The organism is Citrobacter sp. C6_1, from assembly GCF_014596835.2.
Taxonomy (GTDB): Bacteria; Pseudomonadota; Gammaproteobacteria; order Enterobacterales; family Enterobacteriaceae; genus Citrobacter; species Citrobacter pasteurii.
In genome coordinates this window covers 3,503,871-3,526,623 of record NZ_CP115031.1, presented here as the reverse complement: position 1 = coordinate 3,526,623, position 22,753 = coordinate 3,503,871, and the positions used below count along the sequence as shown (strand labels likewise).

24 protein-coding genes and 1 other RNA gene are annotated in these 22,753 nt (G+C 52.1%); 14 read left to right on the top strand and 11 right to left on the bottom strand.

The annotated features are described in order from the left end of the window. Positions 1 to 37: 37 nt before the first annotated feature. On the bottom strand, positions 38 to 1,093 hold the full coding sequence (locus IB196_RS17055) for a PLP-dependent cysteine synthase family protein (protein WP_223236836.1): 1,056 nt from the start codon (positions 1,091 to 1,093) through the stop codon (positions 38 to 40). 116 nt (positions 1,094 to 1,209) lie between these two features. On the opposite strand from IB196_RS17055, the gene decR reads away from it, so the two are divergent. From decR to amtB, 5 genes are all read left to right on the top strand, one after another. Further along, positions 1,210 to 1,668, top strand: a complete 459-nt coding sequence (gene decR, locus IB196_RS17050) for a DNA-binding transcriptional regulator DecR (RefSeq protein WP_005125175.1) — start codon at positions 1,210 to 1,212, stop codon at positions 1,666 to 1,668. Positions 1,669 to 1,712: 44 nt separating this feature from the next. Further along, positions 1,713 to 3,485: a SmdA family multidrug ABC transporter permease/ATP-binding protein gene (locus tag IB196_RS17045; protein WP_005125176.1), complete on the top strand. Its 1,773-nt coding sequence runs from the start codon at positions 1,713 to 1,715 to the stop codon at positions 3,483 to 3,485. Beyond that, positions 3,478 to 5,256 carry a SmdB family multidrug efflux ABC transporter permease/ATP-binding protein gene (locus tag IB196_RS17040; RefSeq protein WP_005125177.1) on the top strand — a complete coding sequence of 593 codons (1,779 nt, stop codon included), beginning with the start codon at positions 3,478 to 3,480 and terminating at the stop codon, positions 5,254 to 5,256. The genes IB196_RS17045 and IB196_RS17040 overlap by 8 nt, the downstream gene beginning before the upstream one ends. Positions 5,257 to 5,512: 256 nt before the next feature. Beyond that, on the top strand, positions 5,513 to 5,851 hold the full coding sequence (gene glnK, locus IB196_RS17035) for a P-II family nitrogen regulator (protein WP_003021657.1): 339 nt from the start codon (positions 5,513 to 5,515) through the stop codon (positions 5,849 to 5,851). A gap of 31 nt (positions 5,852 to 5,882) precedes the next feature. Further along, complete coding sequence (gene amtB, locus IB196_RS17030; RefSeq protein WP_040232699.1) at positions 5,883 to 7,169, top strand: ammonium transporter AmtB; 1,287 nt, start codon at positions 5,883 to 5,885, stop codon at positions 7,167 to 7,169. A gap of 73 nt (positions 7,170 to 7,242) precedes the next feature. Here amtB and tesB read toward each other — a convergent pair whose 3' ends face one another. After that, a complete protein-coding gene (gene tesB / locus IB196_RS17025) occupies positions 7,243 to 8,103 on the bottom strand; it encodes an acyl-CoA thioesterase II (RefSeq protein ID WP_005125179.1) in 861 nt (286 codons plus the stop codon). Between the two features lie 212 nt (positions 8,104 to 8,315). Between tesB and IB196_RS17020 the strand changes: the two genes are divergently transcribed. Then, positions 8,316 to 8,885: a YbaY family lipoprotein gene (locus tag IB196_RS17020; RefSeq protein ID WP_040232697.1), complete on the top strand. Its 570-nt coding sequence runs from the start codon at positions 8,316 to 8,318 to the stop codon at positions 8,883 to 8,885. A gap of 31 nt (positions 8,886 to 8,916) precedes the next feature. Here the strand turns inward: IB196_RS17020 and IB196_RS17015 are convergent, their stop codons facing one another. Further along, the gene (locus tag IB196_RS17015; protein WP_003831028.1) at positions 8,917 to 9,228 is read right to left on the bottom strand and encodes an MGMT family protein; all 312 of its coding nucleotides are present in this window, start codon (positions 9,226 to 9,228) and stop codon (positions 8,917 to 8,919) included. 162 nt (positions 9,229 to 9,390) lie between these two features. Between IB196_RS17015 and ffs the strand changes: the two genes are divergently transcribed. From ffs to IB196_RS17000, 3 genes are all read left to right on the top strand, one after another. Beyond that, an RNA gene (gene ffs, locus IB196_RS17010) (signal recognition particle sRNA small type) lies at positions 9,391 to 9,487 on the top strand. A 198-nt stretch (positions 9,488 to 9,685) separates the two neighbouring features. Then, entirely contained in the window at positions 9,686 to 9,937 is a 252-nt protein-coding gene (locus IB196_RS17005) for a hypothetical protein (protein WP_005125182.1), read from the top strand. Continuing rightward, complete coding sequence (locus IB196_RS17000; protein WP_005125184.1) at positions 9,934 to 10,152, top strand: hypothetical protein; 219 nt, start codon at positions 9,934 to 9,936, stop codon at positions 10,150 to 10,152. The genes IB196_RS17005 and IB196_RS17000 overlap by 4 nt, the downstream gene beginning before the upstream one ends. A 59-nt stretch (positions 10,153 to 10,211) precedes the next feature. Here the strand turns inward: IB196_RS17000 and IB196_RS16995 are convergent, their stop codons facing one another. Continuing rightward, on the bottom strand, positions 10,212 to 11,639 hold the full coding sequence (locus IB196_RS16995; RefSeq protein WP_188231727.1) for a PLP-dependent aminotransferase family protein: 1,428 nt from the start codon (positions 11,637 to 11,639) through the stop codon (positions 10,212 to 10,214). 87 nt (positions 11,640 to 11,726) lie between these two features. Here IB196_RS16995 and IB196_RS16990 point away from each other — a divergent pair, with 87 nt between their 5' ends. Both IB196_RS16990 and IB196_RS16985 read left to right on the top strand, forming a co-directional pair. Further along, a complete protein-coding gene (locus tag IB196_RS16990; protein WP_188231728.1) occupies positions 11,727 to 12,356 on the top strand; it encodes a hypothetical protein in 630 nt (209 codons plus the stop codon). Between the two features lie 64 nt (positions 12,357 to 12,420). Next, positions 12,421 to 12,774: a DUF1428 family protein gene (locus IB196_RS16985; RefSeq protein ID WP_005125187.1), complete on the top strand. Its 354-nt coding sequence runs from the start codon at positions 12,421 to 12,423 to the stop codon at positions 12,772 to 12,774. 54 nt (positions 12,775 to 12,828) lie between these two features. Here IB196_RS16985 and IB196_RS16980 read toward each other — a convergent pair whose 3' ends face one another. Then, complete coding sequence (locus tag IB196_RS16980) at positions 12,829 to 14,382, bottom strand: EAL domain-containing protein (RefSeq protein ID WP_149691425.1); 1,554 nt, start codon at positions 14,380 to 14,382, stop codon at positions 12,829 to 12,831. 188 nt (positions 14,383 to 14,570) lie between these two features. Here IB196_RS16980 and IB196_RS16975 point away from each other — a divergent pair, with 188 nt between their 5' ends. Together IB196_RS16975 and ykgO are read left to right on the top strand one after the other, a co-directional pair. Beyond that, on the top strand, positions 14,571 to 14,831 hold the full coding sequence (locus tag IB196_RS16975) for a type B 50S ribosomal protein L31 (RefSeq protein ID WP_005125189.1): 261 nt from the start codon (positions 14,571 to 14,573) through the stop codon (positions 14,829 to 14,831). A 1-nt stretch (position 14,832) separates the two neighbouring features. Continuing rightward, on the top strand, positions 14,833 to 14,973 hold the full coding sequence (ykgO, locus tag IB196_RS16970; RefSeq protein ID WP_005125190.1) for a type B 50S ribosomal protein L36: 141 nt from the start codon (positions 14,833 to 14,835) through the stop codon (positions 14,971 to 14,973). A gap of 77 nt (positions 14,974 to 15,050) precedes the next feature. Here ykgO and IB196_RS16965 read toward each other — a convergent pair whose 3' ends face one another. The 6 genes from IB196_RS16965 to acrA all read right to left on the bottom strand — a co-directional run bounded on the left by IB196_RS16965 (position 15,051) and on the right by acrA (position 21,851). Beyond that, positions 15,051 to 15,521, bottom strand: coding sequence for a YlaC family protein (locus IB196_RS16965; RefSeq protein ID WP_040232692.1), 471 nt, complete (start codon positions 15,519 to 15,521; stop codon positions 15,051 to 15,053). A 116-nt stretch (positions 15,522 to 15,637) separates the two neighbouring features. Next, a complete protein-coding gene (maa, locus tag IB196_RS16960) occupies positions 15,638 to 16,189 on the bottom strand; it encodes a maltose O-acetyltransferase (RefSeq protein ID WP_005125192.1) in 552 nt (183 codons plus the stop codon). Between the two features lie 188 nt (positions 16,190 to 16,377). Further along, positions 16,378 to 16,596, bottom strand: a complete 219-nt coding sequence (locus IB196_RS16955; RefSeq protein ID WP_002892050.1) for an HHA domain-containing protein — start codon at positions 16,594 to 16,596, stop codon at positions 16,378 to 16,380. Positions 16,597 to 16,623: 27 nt separating this feature from the next. After that, positions 16,624 to 16,998 (bottom strand): Hha toxicity modulator TomB, encoded by a 375-nt coding sequence (gene tomB, locus IB196_RS16950; RefSeq protein ID WP_003021733.1) that lies wholly within the window; start codon positions 16,996 to 16,998, stop codon positions 16,624 to 16,626. A gap of 487 nt (positions 16,999 to 17,485) precedes the next feature. Next, a complete protein-coding gene (gene acrB, locus IB196_RS16945; RefSeq protein WP_048212411.1) occupies positions 17,486 to 20,635 on the bottom strand; it encodes an efflux RND transporter permease AcrB in 3,150 nt (1,049 codons plus the stop codon). Between the two features lie 22 nt (positions 20,636 to 20,657). Next, positions 20,658 to 21,851 (bottom strand): multidrug efflux RND transporter periplasmic adaptor subunit AcrA, encoded by a 1,194-nt coding sequence (gene acrA, locus IB196_RS16940; RefSeq protein ID WP_040232688.1) that lies wholly within the window; start codon positions 21,849 to 21,851, stop codon positions 20,658 to 20,660. Positions 21,852 to 21,992: 141 nt separating this feature from the next. Between acrA and acrR the strand changes: the two genes are divergently transcribed. Continuing rightward, entirely contained in the window at positions 21,993 to 22,643 is a 651-nt protein-coding gene (gene acrR / locus IB196_RS16935; protein ID WP_005125195.1) for a multidrug efflux transporter transcriptional repressor AcrR, read from the top strand. Positions 22,644 to 22,753: the final 110 nt, after the last annotated feature.

Sequence of the window (22,753 nt, the reverse complement as noted above, 5' to 3'; positions counted from 1 at the left end):
GCAAGCCAGACTTCACGTCTGGCTTTTTTTTGTCTGATCAGTGTGTATTCAGCAACAGGGATAGTTCCGCTTTCCACGGCGTTAAATCACCGATGTGCGCGTCAACCCACTGCGGGTTGTAGTAGGTTTCCAGGTAGCGTTCGCCGCTGTCGCACAGCAGCGTCACCAGCGACCCCGTTTCTCCGGCGTCGCGCATACGGGCGGCAAGTTGTAACGCTCCCCACATGTTGGTTCCGGTTGAGGCGCCCACTTTACGGCCTAGCTGCGTCTCCAGCCAGTGTGCGGTGGCAACGCTTGCGGCATCCGGAACGCGCAACATTTCATCGACCACATCAGGAATGAAAGAAGGCTCTACGCGTGGACGGCCAATGCCTTCAATTTTGCTGCCGACCGGACTGCGTAACGACGCATCGCGATCCTGCCAGTAAGGCAGAAAGACCGAGTTCTCTGGGTCTACCACCATCAGACGACTGTCGTAGCCCTGACAGCGAATATAGCGACCAATGGTTGCGGAGGTACCACCGGTTCCTGCGCTCATCACGATATGGCGAGGCACGGGATTGGGCTCGCACTGCATCTGGCGGAAGATACTGTCGGCAATATTGTTGTTACCACGCCAGTCAGTAGCGCGTTCAGCATAGGTGAACTGGTCCATATAATGCCCGTTCAGTTCACGTGCCAGCTGTTCAGAAGCCGCATAGATTTCGCAGGCGCTTTCCACGAAGTGGCAGCGACCGCCATAAAATTCAATCTGTTCAACTTTACGTTTCGCCGTACAGGAAGGCATGACGGCAATAAACGGCAGTCCAAGCAGGCGGGCGAAATAGGCTTCAGAAACCGCCGTTGAACCCGATGACGATTCAATAATCGTGGTGCCTTCTTTGATCCAGCCATTACACAGTCCGTACAGAAACAATGAACGTGCCAGGCGATGTTTCAGGCTACCGGTTGGATGCGTGCTCTCATCTTTCAAATAGAGCTGAATACCCGGAAACGCCGGAAGCGACAGGCGAATAAGATGCGTATCGGCAGAACGCTGGTAATCCGCATTAATTTCATTGATGGCGTTTTTAACCCAGGAGCTATTCATCATTAATAGATATCCGTTTGTCATTTTGTGCCCAGAATAGCGAAAAGCACGGAAAAAATTGTTGCCATTTAGCCTTTAAAATAGAATGTAAGGAGAAAATTCTTCTCTGTGGAGTGGATATGTTAGACAAAATTGACCGTAAGCTGCTTGGCCTACTGCAACAAGACTGCACCCTTTCTTTGCAGGCGTTAGCCGATGCCGTTAATCTGACGACCACCCCCTGCTGGAAACGGCTCAAGCGGCTTGAGGATGACGGCATTCTGCTGGGCAAGGTTGCTCTGCTGGATCCGGAAAAATTGGGGCTGGGTTTAACCGCGTTTGTGCTGATTAAAACCCAGCATCACAGCAGCGAGTGGTACTGCCGCTTTGTCACCGAAGTGACAGGGATGCCGGAGGTGTTGGGTTTCTGGCGAATGGCTGGGGAGTACGACTACCTGATGCGGGTACAGGTTGCTGATATGAAACGCTATGATGATTTCTATAAGCGTCTGGTGAATAGCGTACCGGGCCTGTCTGATGTTACCTCCAGTTTTGCGATGGAACAGATTAAATACACGACTGCTCTACCTATTGAATAACTCTCCCGGTGGTTATTGCCGGAAATCTTGTCAGGACATAACGCGTGCGATTATTTGCTCAATTAAGCTGGTACTTCCGCCGGGAGTGGCGTCGCTACCTCGGGGCGGTGGCCTTGCTTATCATCATCGCTATTCTTCAGCTTATCCCGCCAAAAGTGGTCGGTATCATCGTGGACGGTGTGACGACACAGCGTTTCACCACCGAGCGGCTGCTGATGTGGGTCGGCACGATTGCCCTGATTGCGGTGGTGGTCTATTTGTTGCGCTATGTCTGGCGCGTACTGTTGTTTGGCGCATCCTACCAACTGGCAGTTGAACTACGCGAAGACTATTACCGCCAGTTGAGCCGTCAGCATCCCGAATTTTATCTGCGTCATCGCACAGGTGATCTGATGGCGCGTGCAACTAACGATGTTGATCGGGTGGTGTTTGCGGCTGGCGAAGGTGTATTGACGCTGGTGGATTCACTGGTCATGGGATGCGCGGTGTTGATCGTGATGTCTACGCAAATCAGTTGGGAGCTGACGCTGATCGCGCTACTGCCGATGCCGGTGATGGCGATAATGATCAAACGTTACGGCGATCGACTTCATAACCGCTTTAAGGTTGCGCAAGCAGCGTTCTCCAGCCTTAACGATCGTACTCAGGAAAGCCTGACCAGTATCCGTATGATTAAGGCTTTTGGTCTGGAAGACCGACAGTCGGCGCTATTTGCCGCAGATGCTAAAGATACCGGCAAGAAAAACTTGCGGGTCGCCCGCATTGACGCCCGTTTTGATCCCACGATTTATATCGCCATTGGTATGGCTAACCTGCTGGCTATCGCCGGGGGAAGCTGGATGGTGGTTCATGGTTCTCTGACCCTTGGTCAGTTAACCAGCTTTATGATGTATCTCGGGCTGATGATTTGGCCGATGCTGGCGCTGGCATGGATGTTTAACATCGTCGAGCGCGGCAGCGCCGCCTACAGCCGTATTCGCGCGATGCTGGCTGAAGCTCCCGTAGTGGATGATGGGACAGAACCCGTACCAGAAGGACGTGGTGAGTTAGCGGTGGCCATTCGCGAATTTCGCTACCCGCAAACGGCTCATCCGGTGCTGGAGAATGTGAATTTCCAGCTCAAACCCGGGCAAATGCTGGGCATTTGTGGCCCTACTGGGGCAGGGAAAAGTACCGTACTATCGCTGCTCCAGCGCCACTTCGATATCACTCATGGGGATGTGCGTTTTCATGATATTCCGTTAACGCGCTTGCAGCTGGATAGCTGGCGTAGCCGCCTGGCAGTGGTCAGCCAGACACCTTTCTTGTTTTCGGATACCGTCGCCAACAACATAGCGCTTGGACGCCCACAGGCCACACAGGAAGAGATCGAACATGTGGCGCGCCTCGCCAGCGTGCATGAGGATATTTTACGTCTTCCTCAGGGCTATGACACCGAAGTGGGTGAACGCGGCGTGATGCTGTCCGGTGGACAAAAACAGCGTATTTCTATCGCTCGTGCGCTGCTGCTGAATGCTGAAATCCTGATTCTTGACGATGCGCTGTCGGCGGTAGATGGTCGTACCGAGCATCAGATCCTGCATAACCTGCGTCAGTGGGGCGAAGGCAGAACCGTGATTATCAGCGCCCACCGTTTATCGGCTTTGACGGAAGCCAATGAAATTATCGTGATGCAGCACGGACATATTGCTCAGCGTGGCGAACACGATGCGCTGGTGCAGCAACCTGGCTGGTATCGTGATATGTACCGCTATCAGCAACTGGAAGCGGCATTGTCTGATGCGCCAGAAATAAACGAGGAGGCGGCTAATGCGTAGTTTTGGGCAACTATGGCCGACCCTGAAAAGGCTGCTGGCGTACGGCTCGCCGTGGCGAAAACAGCTGTCTATTGCTGTTGTCATGCTGTGGGTGGCGGCAGCGGCGGAAGTCAGCGGTCCGCTGCTGATTAGCTATTTTATCGATAACATGGTGGCGAAGAACAATCTGCCGCTGGCAATGGTCGCCGGGCTGGTGGCGGCATATGTCGGTCTGCAACTGTTGGCGGCGGGCCTGCATTACGCGCAGTCATTACTCTTTAACCAGGCTGCGGTTGGCGTAGTACAACAGTTACGCACCGACGTAATGGATGCCGCGCTGCGTCAGCCGCTCAGTGCTTTTGATACGCAACCTGTCGGGCAGCTTATTTCCCGGGTGACCAATGACACTGAAGTGATCCGCGATCTGTACGTGACGGTGGTTGCGACGGTACTGCGCAGTGCAGCCTTAATCGGCGCCATGCTGGTGGCGATGTTCAGCCTTGAGTGGCGGATGGCGCTGGTGGCGATGGCCATTTTCCCGGCGGTGCTGGTGGTGATGGTCATTTATCAGCGCTACAGCACCCCGATTGTGCGCCGGGTTCGCGCCTATCTGGCGGATATTAATGATGGCTTTAACGAAGTTATCAACGGCATGAGCGTTATCCAACAGTTCCGCCAGCAGGCGCGCTTTGGTGAGCGAATGGGCGAAGCCAGCCGTTCTCACTATATGGCGCGTATGCAGACTCTGCGCCTGGATGGATTTCTGCTGCGTCCGCTGCTGAGCCTGTTCTCGGCGCTGATCCTCTGCGGTTTGCTGATGTTGTTTAGCTTTACTTCTGGCAGCGCCATCGAGGTTGGCGTGCTGTACGCGTTTATCAGCTATCTTGGCCGTTTGAACGAGCCGTTGATTGAGTTGACGACTCAGCAATCGATGTTGCAGCAGGCAGTTGTCGCCGGTGAGCGAGTGTTCGAGCTGATGGACGGACCACGTCAGCGCTATGGTGACGATGATCGACCGCTGAAGAGCGGGGACATTGAGGTAGATTACGTTTCATTTGCCTATCGTGACGACAATCTGGTGCTGCAAAATATCAGCCTGTCCGTGCCATCGCGCAGTTTTGTGGCTTTGGTCGGACACACCGGTAGCGGCAAGAGTACGCTCGCCAGCCTGCTGATGGGGTACTACCCGCTGACGCAGGGTGAAATCCGTCTTGATGGACGGCCGTTGTCTTCACTGAGCCACGGTGCGTTGCGTCAGGGCATCGCGATGGTGCAGCAGGATCCGGTGGTGATGGCGGATACCTTCCTGGCAAACGTGACACTGGGTCGTGATATCTCCGAAGAACGGGTGTGGCGGGCGCTGGAGACGGTGCAACTGGCGGAACTGGCGCGCGGGCTGAGTGACGGTATTCATACCCGACTGGGCGAGCAGGGCAATAATTTATCCGTCGGGCAGAAACAGCTGCTGGCGCTGGCGCGTGTGCTGGTTGAAACGCCGCAGGTGCTGATTTTGGACGAAGCGACGGCCAGCATTGACTCCGGTACTGAACAAGCTATTCAGCAGGCGTTGGCAGCGGTGCGTGAGCACACCACGCTGGTGGTGATTGCGCATCGGTTATCCACTATTGTCGATGCTGACACCATTCTGGTACTGCACCGGGGGCAGGCTGTTGAACGCGGCACGCACCAGCAACTGCTTGCCGCACAGGGCCGCTACTGGCAAATGTATCAACTGCAACTGGCAGGCGAAGAGCTGGCGGCCAGCGCACATGAGGATTCAATTATCGCCTGATGGCGCTGTGCTTATCAGGCCTACGGTCAACGAGGTTTCGTAGGCCAGAGAAAGCGGTTTTGCCGCCATCCTGCAATCAACAATCTGGTGCAAAAATGTAACGCACTATGCACCGTTATAGTGCGTTTTTTCTTTTTCTATCCTCGCCGTACCCCGTGCGGCTAAATCATCCCGCGTTTTCCATTCCTGGCACACCCCTTGCATAGTTCAGCATGTGTATCTGCAGCCACTACTGAATTCTGACTGGAGGGGATCTATGAAGCTGGTTACCGTGGTAATCAAACCGTTCAAACTGGAAGACGTCCGTGAAGCATTGTCGTCTATTGGTATTCAGGGGCTGACCGTCACCGAAGTGAAGGGGTTTGGCCGACAAAAAGGTCATGCCGAGTTGTACCGGGGAGCTGAATACAGCGTCAACTTCCTACCCAAAGTGAAGATTGATGTGGCAATTGCTGATGACCAACTGGATGGCGTAATTGATGTCATCAGTAAGGCTGCCTACACCGGAAAAATTGGCGACGGCAAAATCTTCGTCGCCGAGCTACAACGCGTGATTCGTATTCGTACCGGCGAAGCCGACGAAGCCGCACTGTAACGTCTGGCACACAGTGATAGGAAACCAAAAAATGAAGATAGCAACGATGAAAACGGGTATTGCATCATTGGCGCTGCTGCCGGGACTGGCGATGGCGGCACCAGCGGTCGCGGATAAAGCCGATAACGCTTTTATGATGATCTGTACCGCGCTGGTGCTGTTTATGACCATCCCTGGCATTGCGCTGTTCTACGGCGGTTTAATTCGCGGTAAGAACGTGTTGTCGATGCTGACCCAGGTTACGGTGACATTTGCCCTGGTTTGTATTTTATGGGTGGTTTATGGCTACTCACTTGCCTTTGGCGAGGGGAATAATTTCTTCGGCAACTTCAACTGGGTATTGCTGAAGAATATCGCGCTGACGGCGGTCACGGGGAGCTTCTACCAGTACATTCACGTTGCTTTTCAGGGCTCGTTCGCCTGCATCACCGTGGGACTCATCGTCGGGGCACTGGCTGAACGTATTCGCTTCTCTGCGGTGCTGATTTTTGTGGTGGTGTGGTTAACGCTATCCTATATCCCTATTGCCCATATGGTCTGGGGCGGCGGCTTGCTGGCTTCCCATGGCGCACTGGATTTTGCAGGCGGCACGGTAGTACATATCAACGCCGCGATTGCCGGCCTGGTGGGTGCGTATCTGATTGGCAAACGCGTCGGTTTTGGTAAAGAAGCCTTTAAACCGCACAATCTGCCGATGGTCTTCACCGGTACCGCTATCCTTTACATTGGTTGGTTTGGCTTTAACGCTGGTTCTGCGGGTATGGCGAATGAAATCGCTGCACTGGCCTTCGTCAATACCGTGGTTGCTACTGCGGCCGCTATTCTCGGCTGGATCTTCGGCGAATGGGCGCTGCGTGGCAAACCGTCTCTGCTGGGCGCGTGTTCTGGCGCCATTGCCGGTCTGGTAGGCGTGACACCTGCCTGTGGCTATATCGGTGTCGGCGGTGCGCTGATTATCGGTGTCGTTGCGGGACTGGCTGGCCTGTGGGGCGTAACCATGCTGAAACGTTTTCTGCGCGTGGACGATCCGTGTGACGTGTTTGGCGTTCACGGCGTGTGCGGTATTGTCGGCTGTATCCTGACCGGCGTTTTCGCTGCCAGCTCTCTGGGTGGCGTGGGCTTTGCCGAGGGTGTGACCATGGGGCATCAGTTGCTGGTGCAACTGGAAAGCGTGGCGATCACCATTGTCTGGTCCGGTGTCGTGGCATTTATCGGCTATAAGCTGGCGGACATGACGGTAGGCCTGCGCGTACCGGAAGAGCAGGAGCGCGAAGGGTTGGATGTGAACAGCCACGGCGAGAACGCTTACAACGCCTGATGTTTCAATCCGCCGGATGGCGCTAAACGCTTATCCGGCCTACGACGATGTAGTCTGTAGGCCGGATAAGACATCAATTGCGATTACGCATGACTCCTTCCTGCACGGTAGAGGCGACCAGCACGCCGTCCTGGGTATAAAACTCCCCGCGAACAAAGCCCCGGGCACCGGAGGCCGAAGTACTCTCGACGTTATACAGCAGCCACTCATTGATATTGAACGGACGGTGGAACCACATGGAATGGTCAATGGTGGCGATCTGAATCCCTTTTTCCAGAAAACCAATGCCATACGGTTGTAAAGCAACAGGCAGGAAGTTCAGATCAGAGGCGTAACCAAGCAGATACTGATGAACACGCAGATCGTCCTGCAGCGTGCCGTTAGCACGGATCCACACCTGGCGAGTCGGGTTGGCAACGTGACCTTTTAACGGATTATGAAATTCCACTGGACGGACTTCCAGCGGGCGGTCGTTGATAAATTTTTCTTTCAACAGCGGCGGCAGCAGGTGAGCGACCGAACGGGCAATTTCCGTTTCTGATTTTAGCTCTTCAGGACCAGGTGCTGCCGGCATCTCTTTTTGATGCTCAAACCCATCTTCTGGTGCCTGGAAAGAGGCGGTCATATAAAAAATGGGTTTGCCATTCTGGATCGCGGCAACGCGGCGGGCGCTGAAGCTGTTACCATCGCGCAGCACCTCGACATCATAGATGATGGGCTTTTGGCTATCGCCCGGACGTAAAAAATAGCTGTGGAAGGAGTGCACCAGACGCTCTTCCGGCACGGTCTCTTTCGCGGCGTACAGCGCCTGACCGACAACCTGACCCCCAAAAACCTGACGTAACCCTAAGTCTTCACTTTGGCCCCGAAAGAGTCCTTCTTCAATTTTTTCCAGATTTAACAATGCCAGCAAATTTTTCAGTGCCAGACTCATACGTGCTCTCCAGGTAATAGCCTTCTCGCAGCGAGGTAGGCAGAGTATAACGCAATTTTGAAAGTGGTCCGATGGGTGCAATTGTCTGAATTACAGGCCTATTACAAGCAGAAATTGCTAATTTGTGCCACACTTAGTCATGTTATGTTTTTGTTAACCACTCTTCTGGCGAGGAAAGTTCTCGCTGGTGCATAGATGAGAAGGAGAATTTAATGAAACTCGTGCACATGGTAAGTGGTTTAGCGGTTGCGGTTGCTCTGGCGGCCTGTGCTGGTAAAAGTGCGGATATTCAAACACCTGCACCAAGTCCTAATACGTCAATTGCTGACACACAGTCAAAAATTCAACAGCCGAATGTGTCTGGTACGGTGTGGATCCGCCAGAAAGTTGCCTTACCGCCGGATGCCGTGCTGACCGTCACACTGTCAGATGCATCGCTTGCCGATGCACCGTCAAAAGTGCTGTCGCAAAAAGTTGTGCGTACCGAGGGTAAACAAGCGCCATTCAGCTTCGTGCTCCCGTTTAACCCGGCAGATATTCAGCCGAACGCCCGTATTCTGCTGAGTGCGGCGATTACGGTGAATGATAAACTGGTCTTTATTACTGATACCGTGCAGACGGTCATTAATCAGGGGGGGACAAAAGCTGACCTGACGCTGGTCCCTGTACAGCAAACGGCCGTTCCAGTACAGGCGAACGGTGGTGCCGCGACAACGGTACCGTCAACGTCACCCACGCAGGTGAATCCGTCTTCCGCAGTTCCTGCCCCGACACAGTACTAAGGGCATTCTAACCCTCTCCATCCGGAGGGGGTTAGTACACCCAGCGATAGCGCTGTAAATCGATTTGTCCACTCCCTGAAACCACAATACCTTCCGCCAGCAACGCCTGACGCTGTCGTTGCAGGTCTGGCCCCGTCAGCGAAATGGTACCATGGCGATTGACCACTCGATGCCAGGGTAGAGTGCTGCCTTCGGGTAGTCGCTTGAGTACACCGCCCACCTGACGTGCAGCGCGCGGTGAGCCAGCAAGCCTGGCGACATCGCCATAGGTGGTGACGAATCCTTCGGGGATTGAGGCAACGATTTGCCAGACGCGTTGAGGGAAAGAGTCTTGTATATCCATCGTTTATTCCTGCGCTAATCCTCCAGCATAATCCCGAATGACGAGGTAGTGAAGCTTCATTGCACAAGAAAACAGCATCCGATGCGTGATGGGTTGCAATTACAGGGTGCAGAAGTGATAATGCGCCTGCGCGTTGGTTAACAACGCTCTCAATGGGGGCTCTGTTGGTTCTCCCGCAACGCTACTCTGTTCACCAGGTCAGGTCCGGAAGGAAGCAGCCAGGGCAGATGACGTGTGTGCCGGGATGTAGCTGGCAGGGCCCCCACCCAATTCTGCCGTCCGGCAATCTCAGTTCTTCTCATCTTCTTTTCTTTGTCATCGTATTGTCATTTTATTGTCATCAAATGCTGTCAATGTGTTTCAGGGATGTTATTTGATGCTTTTGCCGCTGCCATCGCGCTGTAACGACATGGTCTTACATCCGGTGTGTTTTGGCTGACCACAAGGATTTTCTACGATGTCGACCGCAGTATTGAATGTCAAAATTGATGAGGCGCTAAAAGAAAAGCTGCGTCATTACGCTGAAGTGAATAATGAGAACCTAAGTATCTCGACGGAAAAATTGCTGCTTATCGCGTTTTCCGCCATTGAAGAGGCGGGAGTCTCCGCTGAGGATATTGATAGCCAGCATACGGAAGAATCCGTGGTTGAAGCACTGACTCCTAAAGAAATCAAAGCGCTGCGCAGATTACTGAAGAAGAAAAAATGAAACAACAACCGCTCTCAACCGCCTGTAATTATGGCGAAGCCTGTGAATTGCTACGTTCCGGTTATGTTAAACATGTTCGTTTGAGCTGGAATGTCGGCAGCGATGAGTTCTTTCGTATCGCTTCTGACTGGTGCGATGCCGGGGCGAAAATTAAGAAAGACGGCGAGAATTTTGTGATTTCCCTGAAGGGGTTCCCGGTTCCTCCTCAGCGGTAATATTGCCGGGACATCCTCGTCCATCACGCTATTCAAGGACGAGTCCTTTGACTCGTCGCTTAGATTATTTTGCGCATTTTCCCGTGACTTGCCTGTAAACGTAGGTTGTCCCAAATGGGTTGCAACGTCCGGAAAGCCGAGCGCATTGTGTCATCGGGCAGTGCGAAGGGCATACGCAAAAAGCGATCGAATGCGCCATCCAGGCCAAAACGCGTCCCGGTACCCATCTGAATACCTGCACTTTCGGCGCGGGTGGCAAACAACGTCGCCAGCGTATCGGGTAATTCAACCCAGAAAGAGAGCCCCCCCTGCGGTTGAGTAAACTGCCAATCCGGGAAATGTGTCTTCATCAGGTCATGGCACAGATCGCGCCGGGTGGTGAGCAATTGCCGTCTGTTGGGAAGAAAATCGGCCGCATTGTCCAGCAACCAACCCGTGGCAAGCTGTTCAAGTACTGGTGATCCTAAATCAAATGTGTCGCGAGTCTGTACCAGCGCAGCGATGGTACGCGACGAGGCCCGAATCCAGCCCAGACGTAACCCGCCCCAAAAACTTTTCCCCGCCGATCCCAGTAGGATTACCGGCGCATCGCGATTGAATGCAGCAAGTGGAGGCGGAGGCGGGGCGTCATACCACAGGTTTACCATGGTCTCATCGACCACCAGCGTGGTACGGGTTCTTTCCGCAATGTCCGCCACGACCTGGCGAGTTGCGGCGTCCATACAGCGCCCGGTCGGGTTGTGAAAGTCCGGCATCAGATAGGCCATTCTCGGGGCTGTTTGCGCGAGGGTGGCAACCAGACCCGCTGTATCCCAACCGTGCTCAGGCAGCGAAACGCCGACGGGGCGACATGACGCCCCTTGTATTGCTGCAATCGCCAGCGGATACGTGGGGTGATCGACCACTACGCGATCGCCGGGGCCGGTGAGTAAGCGCAGGATCAGCGCCAGGCCACTGACTGCGCCGTTCACCACCATAATCTCATCGGGCTGCGTTGGGAGCCCGCGCTCGCAATAATGCCGGGCGATGGATTCACGCAAAACCGCCAGTCCCTGCGGCAGATACCCGGAGCTTAGCAAATGCTGCGGCATCGCAAACAGCGCTTGTTGGTAAGCCTGGTGAATTTCGGGACCGGCACTCAGCGCCGCCGTGGACAAATCCAGCGCTGTGCCGGTACTGGTTCGCGTCGGCACATGACGAATGTGTTCCGGCAGGATCACCCGTGAGCCGCTCCCATGACGGCTTTCCAGATATCCCTCCTCACGCAGTTGCGCCATGGCGCTGGCGACGGTGGTTCGGCTCACTTGCAGAACGGCAGCGAGCTCGCGTTCACCGGGTAAGCGACTATCCAACGCCAGTCGACCATCCAGGATCAGCAGGCGCAGTGCCTCTGCCAACTGTCGCCAGATAGGTGTACGCGAGGGGGTCTCCTGCCAGTGCCCAAGCAGGCGCTGCAAAGATTGACTTCCGTAACGGCGAGATGACATAGCAGTCCACTTTTTGAAAACTGGACATTAATCATAGTGCCAATTGCGGTGAAGATGAAAGCCATCTGAAAGCAGGAGGGAAAGAACATGCTGTGTCGTTTACTTCAGCTGTTTATTGGGCTGACGCTGTACGGTGTGTCGACGGCGATGTTTGTACGTGCAGATTTAGGGGCTGACCCATGGAACGTATTTCACCTGGGCGTGGCAAATCTATTATCGATGAATATCGGCCTGGTGATCATCGCCGTGGGGGGACTGGTTCTGCTGGCATGGATACCACTGCGCCAGCGCCCCGGATTTGGCACTCTCAGCAATGTCATTATGATTGGTTTGGCGGCAGATGCCGCGCTGGCGGTGATCCCTGGATTTGAATCGCTACTGACGCGCAGTGGACTGCTGGTTGCGGCGGTGATCCTGAACGCGTTAGCCACCAGTCTGTACATTGGCGCCGGTTTTGGTGCGGGCCCACGTGACGGCTTGATGACCGGCATTCATGCGCGTACCGGCTGGCCAGTACGACGAATTCGCACCGCAATTGAAGTGTCAGTGCTGCTGATCGGCTGGCTGCTGGGGGGAACCGTCGGGGTTGGGACGGTGCTGTATGCGCTGGCTATCGGGCCGCTCATTCAGATTTGCCTGCCGTGGTTTCGCCATCAGCCGCAGTCGCGTATCCGCCCCAGGAATGCGCCTGGGGCACAATCGTCTGCTGGCGACTAAACCTAACCTCGACTGACGCGGCCGGAATCGGCTTGCCGCGCAGTACACTTCGGAGGTTTATCTGATGAAGTATGTTGATGGTTTTGTTGTTGCCGTTCCTGCCGAAAACAAGGAGGCATATATCGCGATGGCGGCAAAGGCTGCGCCGCTTTTCAAGGAATTCGGTGCACTGCGCGTTGTGGAGTGTTGGGCTGATGATGTTCCCGACGGTAAGTTGACCGATTTTCGTCTGGCGGTAAAAGCGCAGGATCATGAAGAAGTGGTATTCAGCTGGATTGAATACCCTTCCAAAGAAGTCCGCGATGCGGCGAACCAGAAGATGATGTCCGATCCCCGTATGAAGGAGTTTGGTGAATCTATGCCATTTGATGGCAAGCGAATGATCTACGGTGGATTCTCGCCCATTATGGAAGAGTGACGTGACTGGCTGTGCGGCGTGCCGCCAGCCATCTCAATACACGCCGGCGTCAGGCTAAAGTCGTTTTTCCGCCCACAGAATAAATTCCGCCTTTGGCAGTGCTTTGCTGTACAGCCAGCCCTGACCATACTGTACGCCATGTTGACGTAGCCAGCTTTCCTGATTCTCGGTCTCGATGCCTTCTGCCACCATTTCCAGCTTCAGCGTTTTGGCTATCTCGATAATATGTGGCGTGACGTTATTGTATTCCAGCGCATCAACAAACGATTTGTCTATCTTCAGGACGTCGACATCCAGATCCTGCAAATAGCTCAGGCTGGAATAGCCTGTACCAAAATCATCAATATAAATAGGGTGGCCAGCCTGGCGGTATTTGGCGATAAACGGTGCACTGTTTTTCGGGTCAGCAAATTCACGCTCAGTCAGTTCCAGGGCAATTTGTGCGGGTTTTAGTTGCCAGTGGTTAACCATGCGACTTAGCAGCGCCGGAAGCGTTTCGGACTTCAAATCGGCCGACTCAAGGTTGAGTGATATATGCTGTTGAGGGTGTTGATGTAGCCATTTCCCTAGATCCTCGAAGACGTTTTCAATAATCAAACGTGTGAGTGGTTCTGTCAGGCCAGTTTCTTCGGCCAGGGGGATAAAAATATCGGGTGAGAGATAGCTACCGTCAGCTTGTCGCCAGCGGGCCAGTGCTTCTGCACCCACAACCTTTCCTGTTTTGAGCGAAATAATGGGCTGGTAATGGACCTTGATAGCCCGGTTTTGAATGGCGTCTTGCAATTGGTGATGGGGGGACTGCAAGCGGCGCAAAATACGCAGAATAAAGAGGGCGGTGAGCAGGCCAATAATGAGCCCTGCCGGGAGCCAGATCAACGCCTGTCGGTGCCAGAATTTTTGCAAAGGTAATGCCGACGCCCAGCTTACGATAGTGATGCCCAGCTCGGGGAAAGGGCGAGAATTATAAATACTGCCCTCTTTTTGAAAATGGCTGATAGAACGGTCTTTTTGCAGATGATGTAACACGTCTAAAGGGAGATCTGCACTACTGGCCACCACGACGTTGCTTACTGTACCCACAATGGCGACTTCGATTGGCCATGAACCAAATGGGATGACATCAATGAACGATCCCGGATCGATCATCACGACATAATGTTCGCTGCCGAGCGCCGCCATAAAACGCTGTATTCCGAGGTCGTTTTGCGAAGTTAGCCAGGCGCGATAGCCATCGGGCGTGACTTTCATTGCCGGAGGAAATGCGACTGCCTGGCTTCTTTTTTCTAGGGATGAGCATTGCGGAACGTTATCTTTAAGGTACAGCACTTCCTGAATATTACGGTAACTGTATGACAAACGGCGCATTTCCAGCAAATGTTCGTCGCTGCATGGCACGCCCTGAAAGGTCTCGATACTGCGTAAGGCTTTTTTAGCTTGTTCGCCAACGCGTTCTGTACGCAATGCGACGCGTGTGGAGAACATATCGAGTTCATCGATAAATTTCGTTTCAACCTGACGATGCGCCAGCCACAGGCTTAAACCTACGGGGGCGAGGATGGAAAGAAACAGTACCCCTGTCACCAGGCTTATCAGATGTCGTGTTGTCACAGTGATATCCTTATTTACACAGCATAGGGAAAGTATATCTGAAAGCCGAAAAAGCTATTCGATTGGCATCATATATTTACGGCCACTAATCATCCCGTTTAATAACCCACAACGTAAATCGGGTTGTGATTCGTACAAGAGTGGTGTATTTTGTTGGGTATGTTATAACGTAACAAATTGAGGTTGCCATGAAACCGGATATCCACCCTTTTTATCGCCCGGTAGTGTTTCACGATACTAGCGCCAATGAATACTTTAAGGTCGGTTCGACGATCAAAACCGAACGCGAGATTGAGTTCGAGGGGCAAATGTACCCGTACGTAACGCTTGATATCTCGTCTAAGTCACATCCGTACTACACCGGTAAACAGAAAACCTTCGATAACGAAGGCAGCGCGGCTCGTTTCCAGAAACGTTTCGGCCACTTCATTGGCACTAAGCGAGGTTAAGATGCAGGTACTCAATTCACTTCGCAGCGCAAAGCAGCGGCACCCTGACTGCCAGATAGTCAAACGCAAAGGGCGTTTGTACGTTATCTGCAAAACGAATCCGCGTTTTAAAGCGGTACAGGGTCGTAAAAAAAGACGTTAGTCACTTTGCCAGCATTACAGGGACTGAAGTGCGTTCCCCTCGGGGGACGCACTTTTTTTGTGTGTGACAGGGCGTGATTACTGACTGGCCTGCGCGCGGGTTAGTGTGAAGACATCATAAAATGACAGTTCGCCTTTCCGCGTTATCATTTTTTGCAGTTGGGCCTTATGCTCACTGTCGACTTGGGGAGAGTGCAGGATAGTGTCGATGAGCGAAGGTGGCACAAAGCGCGTGTTGTACCATTCACCGTTATAGCAGACTCTGAAATCCAGTACGTCAATGTCTTCAAAGCGGTAACGTGGCGCAACGTCAAAAAAGAAAAAGGCGTTGAGTAAGGCGAACAGTACAACCAACAGCCATACCGAATCGACCAGCGTTTCTGATTGCAGCATAACCGCCAGCGTGGCAAAAAACGCAACATACATGCCGATAAATAGCCCAGGATGTTTACGAATAAAGCTGATGCTAAAGCGCGGTTTGTTGTCGCGCTTTTCACGAATATTTAGGTCGTCGATGGTTTCGGTAAGCAGGCGTTGTATTTCTGTCATCTCTTGCCTTCGTGAAGTCTGCAATAGTCAGGAGGGATCAGCCTATTTTAAAAGGGGATACCGTCTGAGAAAAGTAACAGATTAACCACAATTTAGCATAACAGTTACATATCAGATCACAGTGTTTTGATGATCCGTGCCGGATTGCCTCCGACGACGGTGTTTGCCGGAACGCTTTTAGTCACCACCGCCCCTGACGCCACAACCACGTTGTCGCCCAGTGTTACACCCGGATTTATTACTGCGCGACCACCGATCCAGACATTATTCCCGATGGTTACAGGTTTCCCTAGTTCAACCCCGCTGTTGCGTTCGTTAGCGTCCAGTGGATGAGTTGCCGTATAGATATGGACTCCCGGTGCCAACATACAGTTATCACCGATGTGGATTGGGCAGACATCAAGCATGACGCAGTCGAAGTTGGCGTAAAACGCTTTGCCGAGATAAATGTTATACCCGTAGTCGCAACGAAAAGAGGGCTCAATGTAAGCGCCTTCGCTTTGCCCCAACAGATCGCGCAAGATAGCCTGACGTTCACTCTGCGCATCGGGTGCGGTGGCATTGTATCGGTGGATGAGTTGGCGTGCGCGGAGACGGTCGTTGCGCAACGTTTCATCTGCCGGGCGATACAATTCGCCGGCGATCATCTTTTTCTTATCTTCACTCATTACGAACTTTCCCGTTTGCTGATAGGCCGTCACAGTACAGTAAAACGCAATGCAGGAAAGGGGAACGTTCCCGTTTTCTCACTGTGATCGTAATCACGTGATTTGAATTAAATAATGGTTGTTGGTACGGGAAATGGTCAGTCAGACAAACAAATGTTTCGCGATACCTGACTTAACCTCATGAGCAATTAACGAATAAATTTCCAAACAGATGTTGGGATCTTGTCGTAGAGCTTATTCATTGTCAATTCAGCAAGACGATGATCGGCGGCTGAGTAAAATACAGCCAGTTCATTGTCAGACAATTCATATTTATTTTTCTCAATAACACGTTCAAGCGTGTCAATTGTTTGACAGCGTCGCAGGCGCATCAAATAATCTGTTTTAGTTAATGGTTTATCGGACATAACTCTTACCTATGATTGTAATAATTTTTAACAAGACAAACTGACAGGATTAGCCCTGGTGGCATTGACAAAACAGCGAAACAGTCGATTACCTGACTTCCGCCATTTCTGCAGATCCTGCGTATTAATACCATAACTACTGAACAACATAAAAGTGTCATCCAGGTATTCATCAATCTGCGCGATCAGCTTATTGTCCTCATTGTACTTAATTTTATAATTAAGTGCGAAGGTTGCAATATGCTCTATCAGTTCATTGAGCTGCAAGCTGGTTGCGGAGGTAGGGTCATTTACCCAACCATGGTTGCTTTGTTCAAGGTTTGCAAGACAGTCATGATACAGGGTTTCGCAGAGAAATTTAAGCTGCGCGATATCATGTCTTTTCGGTGAGTATTCATCCATAACGCATCCCCTTCTTAGTGGTTTAGACTAACCGAACACCTTTCGGGATGGATACAACAAACGACCTGGAACTTGCCCGCGACTCCTGATGATTTAACTATAATCTACTCTAAAAAAGATTTCATCGTCATATCACGAAAAATTACAATTATGTAAAATTATGATGCAGTCCATTTTTACATTTTAACAGATAAATGCCGGTATTCGAAATGGAACAACTTCTTTATTCCCGGCCAATCATCACGTTATCTTGTTTAGGTTTAGCAACGAAAGGCGACAACCGACTCCGTGAACGAAAACTAGGAATAGTCTTAATATTTATTTAAGTAAATAATGGTTAGTGACGTTTTTTAAGAATGGCCTTTAAACTCACAAGGATTATATCGCTTATTTAAACAAGAGAAAATAAACGAAATCGCAATAAGCGTTTTTTATGATTTTTTTCCAGAAAAAAGGCCGCTTGCGCGGCCTTATCTTTAGGAATGTATCAATGATGCTCAACTGAGTGGCTATGTTCAACATCTTCGTTCTTGCGGCTAAAGCGGCGGCGGACCACCACAAAGAACACCGGAACAAAGAAGATAGCCAATACGGTTGCGGTGACCATCCCGCCCATTACGCCAGTACCGACGGCGTTCTGTGCGCCACTACCTGCGCCGGAGCTGATAACCAGCGGCATTACGCCGAGGATAAAGGCTAACGATGTCATCAGAATCGGACGTAAACGCATACGAACTGCATCCAACGTCGCTTCTACCAGGCCTTTACCTTCTTTATCCATCAAGTCTTTGGCGAATTCGACGATCAATATCGCGTTCTTCGCCGACAACCCAATGGTTGTGAGCAGGCCCACCTGGAAGTAAACGTCGTTGGTCAAACCACGGAACGTTGCCGCCAGCAGCGCACCGATAACCCCCAGCGGAACGACCAGCATAACGGAGAACGGAATTGACCAGCTCTCGTACAATGCCGCCAGACACAGGAAGACGACGATCAGTGAAATCGCATACAGGGCAGGTGCCTGGTTACCGGACAGCCGTTCCTGGTAGGACATGCCCGTCCAGTCATAGCCGATACCGGATGGCAGTTTGCTGGCCAGTTGCTCCATCATTGCCATCGCTTCACCGGTACTTTTACCCGGTGCGGCCTGGCCCAGGATTTCCATGGAAGGCAGACCGTTATAGCGTTCCAGACGCGGTGAACCATATTCCCAACGCGAGGAAGAGAATGCAGAGAACGGCACCATTTGTCCATCGCTACCACGGACATACCAGTTTCCAATATCTTCCGGCAACATACGGTATTTGGCTTCAGACATGACGTAAACTTTCTTCACACGACCACGGTCGATGAAGTCGTTCACGTAGCTTCCGCCCCATGCAGCGCCCAGCGTTGTATTAATGTCGCTAATGGAAACACCCAGAGCCTGCGCTTTTTCCTGATCGATATCGATCTTGAATTGCGGAGTATCTTCCAGACCGTTAGGACGTACGCCGACTAACAGGTCAGGATGCTTCGCGACTTCACCAAACAGCTGGTTACGCGCCTGGGTCAGCTTCTCATGACCTAAACCTGCCTGGTCAATCAGCTGGAAGTCGAAACCGGTAGCAGTACCCAATTCCACAATGGCCGGCAGGTTAAAGGCAAAGACCATGGCGTCTTTAATCTGCGAGAATGCACCCATCGCACGTTGAGTAATGGCCTCAACTTTGTTCTCTTCGCCCGGGCGTTCACTCCAGTCTTTCAGAGAGACGAATGCGATACCGGTGTTCTGACCACGACCCGCAAAACCGAAACCGTTAACGGCAAACACCGATTCAACGTTCGCTTTTTCTTTAGTCAGGTAGTAATCCGTCATTTCATCCAGCACCTTCTGGGTACGCTCTTGCGTTGCACCCGCTGGCAACTGAGCCATTGACAGGAATACCCCCTGGTCTTCATCCGGCAGGAACGAACTTGGCAGACGAACGAACAGATAAGCCATGCCGACGACGATGATCAGATACAGCGCCAGGTAGCGACCGGTGCTGCGCAGAATACCGCCTACGCTATCGGTATAGTGATGCGTGCTCTTATCGAACATGCGGTTGAACCAACCGAAGAAGCCCGTTTTGCCTTCACCGTGATCGCCTTTAGCAATCGGTTTAAGCATTGTTGCACACAGGGCAGGGGTCAGAATCAACGCCACCAGTACAGACAACGCCATTGCGGAAACAATGGTGATGGAGAACTGACGGTAAATCGCACCGGTAGAACCCCCGAAGAACGCCATCGGGATAAATACCGCTGACAGCACCATCGCGATACCCACCAGTGCGCCCTGAATCTGGCCCATTGATTTACGCGTTGCTTCCTTCGGCGGTAGCCCTTCCTCAGCCATTACACGTTCAACGTTCTCGACCACAACGATGGCGTCATCCACCAACAGGCCGATGGCGAGCACCATCCCGAACATCGTCAACGTGTTTATCGAGAAGCCGAAAATCGCCAGGACGGCAAACGTACCCAATAGCACCACTGGCACGGCGATAGTCGGAATCAACGTCGCGCGGAAGTTCTGCAGGAACAGATACATGACCAGGAATACGAGGATGATTGCTTCCGCCAGCGTTTTCACTACTTCGTGAATAGAGATTTTCACGAATGGCGTAGTGTCATACGGGTATACGATCTTCAGACCTGACGGGAAGAACGGTTCCATCTTCTTCAGTTCTTCGCGGATAGCATTCGCGGTGTCGAGGGCGTTAGCGCCTGTCGCCAGCTTGATACCCAGACCGGATGCCGGTTTACCGTTGAACTTCGCAATGATGTCGTAGTTCTCACCGCCCAGTTCCACTTTCGCCACGTCACGCAGACGAACCTGGGAACCATCCTGATTCACTTTCAGCAGAATTTTGCCGAACTCATCAGCAGAGGTCAGACGGGTTTGCGCGATGATCGATGCGTTAAGCTGCTGACCTTTCACCGGCGGTGTACCACCTAACTGACCGGCTGCAACCTGGGCGTTCTGCGCTTTGATAGCGCTGATTACATCAACCGGTGTCAGCTGGAAGTTGTTCAGTTTGTTCGGATCCATCCAGATACGCATCGCGTACTGAGAACCAAACAGCTGAACGTCACCCACGCCTGAAGTACGGCTAATGGCATCCTTCATGTTGGCGCCAACGTAGTCGGAAATATCCTCCTGCGTCATGGTGCCGTTGGTGTTGATAACACCGACAACCATCAGGAAGCTGCTGGATGACTTCTCAACACTAACCCCTTGCTGCTGTACTTCCTGAGGCAGCAACGGCATGGCCAGCTGCAGTTTGTTCTGCACCTGTACCTGTGCGATATCCGCATCAGTACCAGACTGGAAGGTCAGGGTGATCTGCACGGTACCCGTGGAGTCACTGTTAGAGGACATGTACATCAGGTTATCGATACCGTTCATATTCTGTTCGATAACCTGCGTAACAGTATCCTGTACTGTTTTGGCATCAGCGCCAGGGTAGGTCGCGGAGATCGTCACTGCCGGAGGTGCAATAGTCGGATATTGCGCTACCGGCAATTTGAGGATCGCGAGCCCCCCTGCCAACATGATGATAATGGCGATCACCCACGCAAATATGGGGCGATCGATAAAGAAATTAGGCATGTCTTAACGGCTCCTGTTTAAGTTAAGACTTGGACTGTTCAGGCTGGCTACCGCTTGCGGCTGGCTGGTTATTATCCGCGGTGACTTCCTGCGCTTTAACCTGAGCGCCAGGACGAACTTTCTGCAGCCCACTTACAATCACGCGGTCGCCCGGCTTAAGTCCTTCAGTGACTAACCATTTGTCGCCAATTGCTTGTGCTGCCACAATTTGACGCGTTTCAACTTTGTCATCAGCACCGATAACTAATGCACTGGCATCGCCACGCGGTGTACGGGTAACGCCTTGCTGTGGAACCAGTATCGCCGTTGGGTTTGTCCCTTCTTCCAGACGCGCACGGACGAACATGCCCGGCAGTAGGGTGTGATCCGGGTTCGGGAAGATTGCGCGTAACGTAATTGACCCAGTGGTTTGATCAACCGTCACATCCGAAAACTCCAGCGTACCGGACTGCGGGAATTTAATACCGTCGCTGGTGACCAGTTCGACTTTTGCTTTACCGTTCTCTTGCTTCAGCGTGCCATTGGCCAACTCTTGTTTCAGGCGCAGGAAATCGTTACTGGACTGCGTCACATCAACATAGATGGGATCCAACTGCTGAACGGTCGCCAGTGCGGTCGCCTGACCGTTTTGCACCAGTGCACCTTCAGTAACAGATGACTTACCAATGCGGCCGCTGATTGGTGACGTGACTTTGGTATAGGCCAGATTAATACGTGCGGTTTCTACCGCGGCTTTCGCAGCGACAACAGCAGCGTTCGCCTGTTGTGCATCTGCCTGCGCGCTATCGTAGTCCTGTTGACTGATGTACTTCGTACCTAACAGTTTCTGATAACGTTTAACCGTCAGTTGAGCGATATTTGCCGCTGCTTGTGCTTTGGCCAGATCGCCTTTCGCACTTTCGTACGCGGCCTGGTAAGTAGCAGGATCAATCTGATAGAGAGACACACCTGCTTCAATGTCGCCGCCTTCGGTAAAGTTACGTTTCAGGATAATACCGCTGACCTGAGGGCGAACTTCCGCAATGCGAAAAGCACTGGTGCGACCTGGGAGTTCAGTTGTGATCTGTAGAGGTTCAGTTTTGAGCGTCACAACTCCAACTTCTGGCATCTGCTGGCCCCCTTGTTGGGCCTGTTTGTCGTCACATCCTGTTAGCGCTAAGCTGCCTGAGAGCATCAGAACGACTGCCAGAGGCGTTAACCCTCTGTTTTTGTTCATATGTAAACCTCGAGTGTCCGATTTCAAATTGATCAATGGCTTAAAGCCCATAAACCCATTGCTGCGTTTATATTATCGTCGTGCTATGGTACATACATTCACAAATGTATGTAAATCTAACACCTGTAAATTCACTGACATATGGCACGAAAAACCAAACAACAAGCACAGGAAACACGGCAGCACATTCTGGATGTTGCTCTGCGTTTGTTTTCGCAGCAAGGGGTATCATCCACCTCGCTGGCGGAGATCGCAAAAGCCGCTGGTGTAACGCGCGGTGCAATCTATTGGCATTTCAAAAACAAATCGGATTTATTCAGTGAAATCTGGGAGCTAGCAAAACCTAACATTGATGAGTTAGAGACTGAGTATCAGGCAAAATTCCCTGACGATCCACTATCAGTATTAAGAGAAATTTTAATTTACGTTCTTGAAACTACCGTGACAGAAGAACGCCGACGTTTATTGATGGAGATTATATTCCACAAATGCGAATTTGTCGGGGAAATAGCATCAGTTCAGTTAGTCGAACGTAGCCTGTGTCTGGAAAACTATGACCGTATAGAAAAAACGTTACGCCACTGTATGGATGTCAACATGCTGCCGGAAAATCTGAACACACGTCGGGTAGCGGTGATAATGCGTAGCTATATTTCCGGAATCATGGAGAACTGGTTATTTGCCCCTGAATCATTTGATCTGAAGAATGAGGCTCGCCACTACGTGGCGGTGTTGCTGGAGATGTGCCTGCTTTGTCCAACCTTGCGCCTGCAGACAGGGGAAATACGCTAACCTACCATTTCTGCACCAGGAATTCTCCTGGTCATTTTGCCTCCTGCTATTCTGCCGGTCACAGCCGTGATATTCTTGCCGCTTGACTATTTCCGGTCACTTTCCCGGTT

What these genes read in the sequence shown, in the direction of transcription:
- IB196_RS17055 (WP_223236836.1), bottom strand. Translation starts at nt 1,093, where the DNA reads ATGATGAATAGCTCCTGGGTTAAAAACGCCATCAATGAAATTAATGCG.
- decR (WP_005125175.1), top strand. Translation starts at nt 1,210, where the DNA reads ATGTTAGACAAAATTGACCGTAAGCTGCTTGGCCTACTGCAACAAGAC.
- IB196_RS17040 (WP_005125177.1), top strand. Translation starts at nt 3,478, where the DNA reads ATGCGTAGTTTTGGGCAACTATGGCCGACCCTGAAAAGGCTGCTGGCG.
- glnK (WP_003021657.1), top strand. Translation starts at nt 5,513, where the DNA reads ATGAAGCTGGTTACCGTGGTAATCAAACCGTTCAAACTGGAAGACGTC.
- amtB (WP_040232699.1), top strand. Translation starts at nt 5,883, where the DNA reads ATGAAGATAGCAACGATGAAAACGGGTATTGCATCATTGGCGCTGCTG.
- tesB (WP_005125179.1), bottom strand. Translation starts at nt 8,103, where the DNA reads ATGAGTCTGGCACTGAAAAATTTGCTGGCATTGTTAAATCTGGAAAAA.
- IB196_RS17020 (WP_040232697.1), top strand. Translation starts at nt 8,316, where the DNA reads ATGAAACTCGTGCACATGGTAAGTGGTTTAGCGGTTGCGGTTGCTCTG.
- IB196_RS17015 (WP_003831028.1), bottom strand. Translation starts at nt 9,228, where the DNA reads ATGGATATACAAGACTCTTTCCCTCAACGCGTCTGGCAAATCGTTGCC.
- IB196_RS17005 (WP_005125182.1), top strand. Translation starts at nt 9,686, where the DNA reads ATGTCGACCGCAGTATTGAATGTCAAAATTGATGAGGCGCTAAAAGAA.
- IB196_RS17000 (WP_005125184.1), top strand. Translation starts at nt 9,934, where the DNA reads ATGAAACAACAACCGCTCTCAACCGCCTGTAATTATGGCGAAGCCTGT.
- IB196_RS16995 (WP_188231727.1), bottom strand. Translation starts at nt 11,639, where the DNA reads ATGTCATCTCGCCGTTACGGAAGTCAATCTTTGCAGCGCCTGCTTGGG.
- IB196_RS16990 (WP_188231728.1), top strand. Translation starts at nt 11,727, where the DNA reads ATGCTGTGTCGTTTACTTCAGCTGTTTATTGGGCTGACGCTGTACGGT.
- IB196_RS16985 (WP_005125187.1), top strand. Translation starts at nt 12,421, where the DNA reads ATGAAGTATGTTGATGGTTTTGTTGTTGCCGTTCCTGCCGAAAACAAG.
- IB196_RS16975 (WP_005125189.1), top strand. Translation starts at nt 14,571, where the DNA reads ATGAAACCGGATATCCACCCTTTTTATCGCCCGGTAGTGTTTCACGAT.
- ykgO (WP_005125190.1), top strand. Translation starts at nt 14,833, where the DNA reads ATGCAGGTACTCAATTCACTTCGCAGCGCAAAGCAGCGGCACCCTGAC.
- IB196_RS16965 (WP_040232692.1), bottom strand. Translation starts at nt 15,521, where the DNA reads ATGACAGAAATACAACGCCTGCTTACCGAAACCATCGACGACCTAAAT.
- maa (WP_005125192.1), bottom strand. Translation starts at nt 16,189, where the DNA reads ATGAGTGAAGATAAGAAAAAGATGATCGCCGGCGAATTGTATCGCCCG.
- IB196_RS16955 (WP_002892050.1), bottom strand. Translation starts at nt 16,596, where the DNA reads ATGTCCGATAAACCATTAACTAAAACAGATTATTTGATGCGCCTGCGA.
- tomB (WP_003021733.1), bottom strand. Translation starts at nt 16,998, where the DNA reads ATGGATGAATACTCACCGAAAAGACATGATATCGCGCAGCTTAAATTT.
- acrB (WP_048212411.1), bottom strand. Translation starts at nt 20,635, where the DNA reads ATGCCTAATTTCTTTATCGATCGCCCCATATTTGCGTGGGTGATCGCC.
- acrA (WP_040232688.1), bottom strand. Translation starts at nt 21,851, where the DNA reads ATGAACAAAAACAGAGGGTTAACGCCTCTGGCAGTCGTTCTGATGCTC.
- acrR (WP_005125195.1), top strand. Translation starts at nt 21,993, where the DNA reads ATGGCACGAAAAACCAAACAACAAGCACAGGAAACACGGCAGCACATT.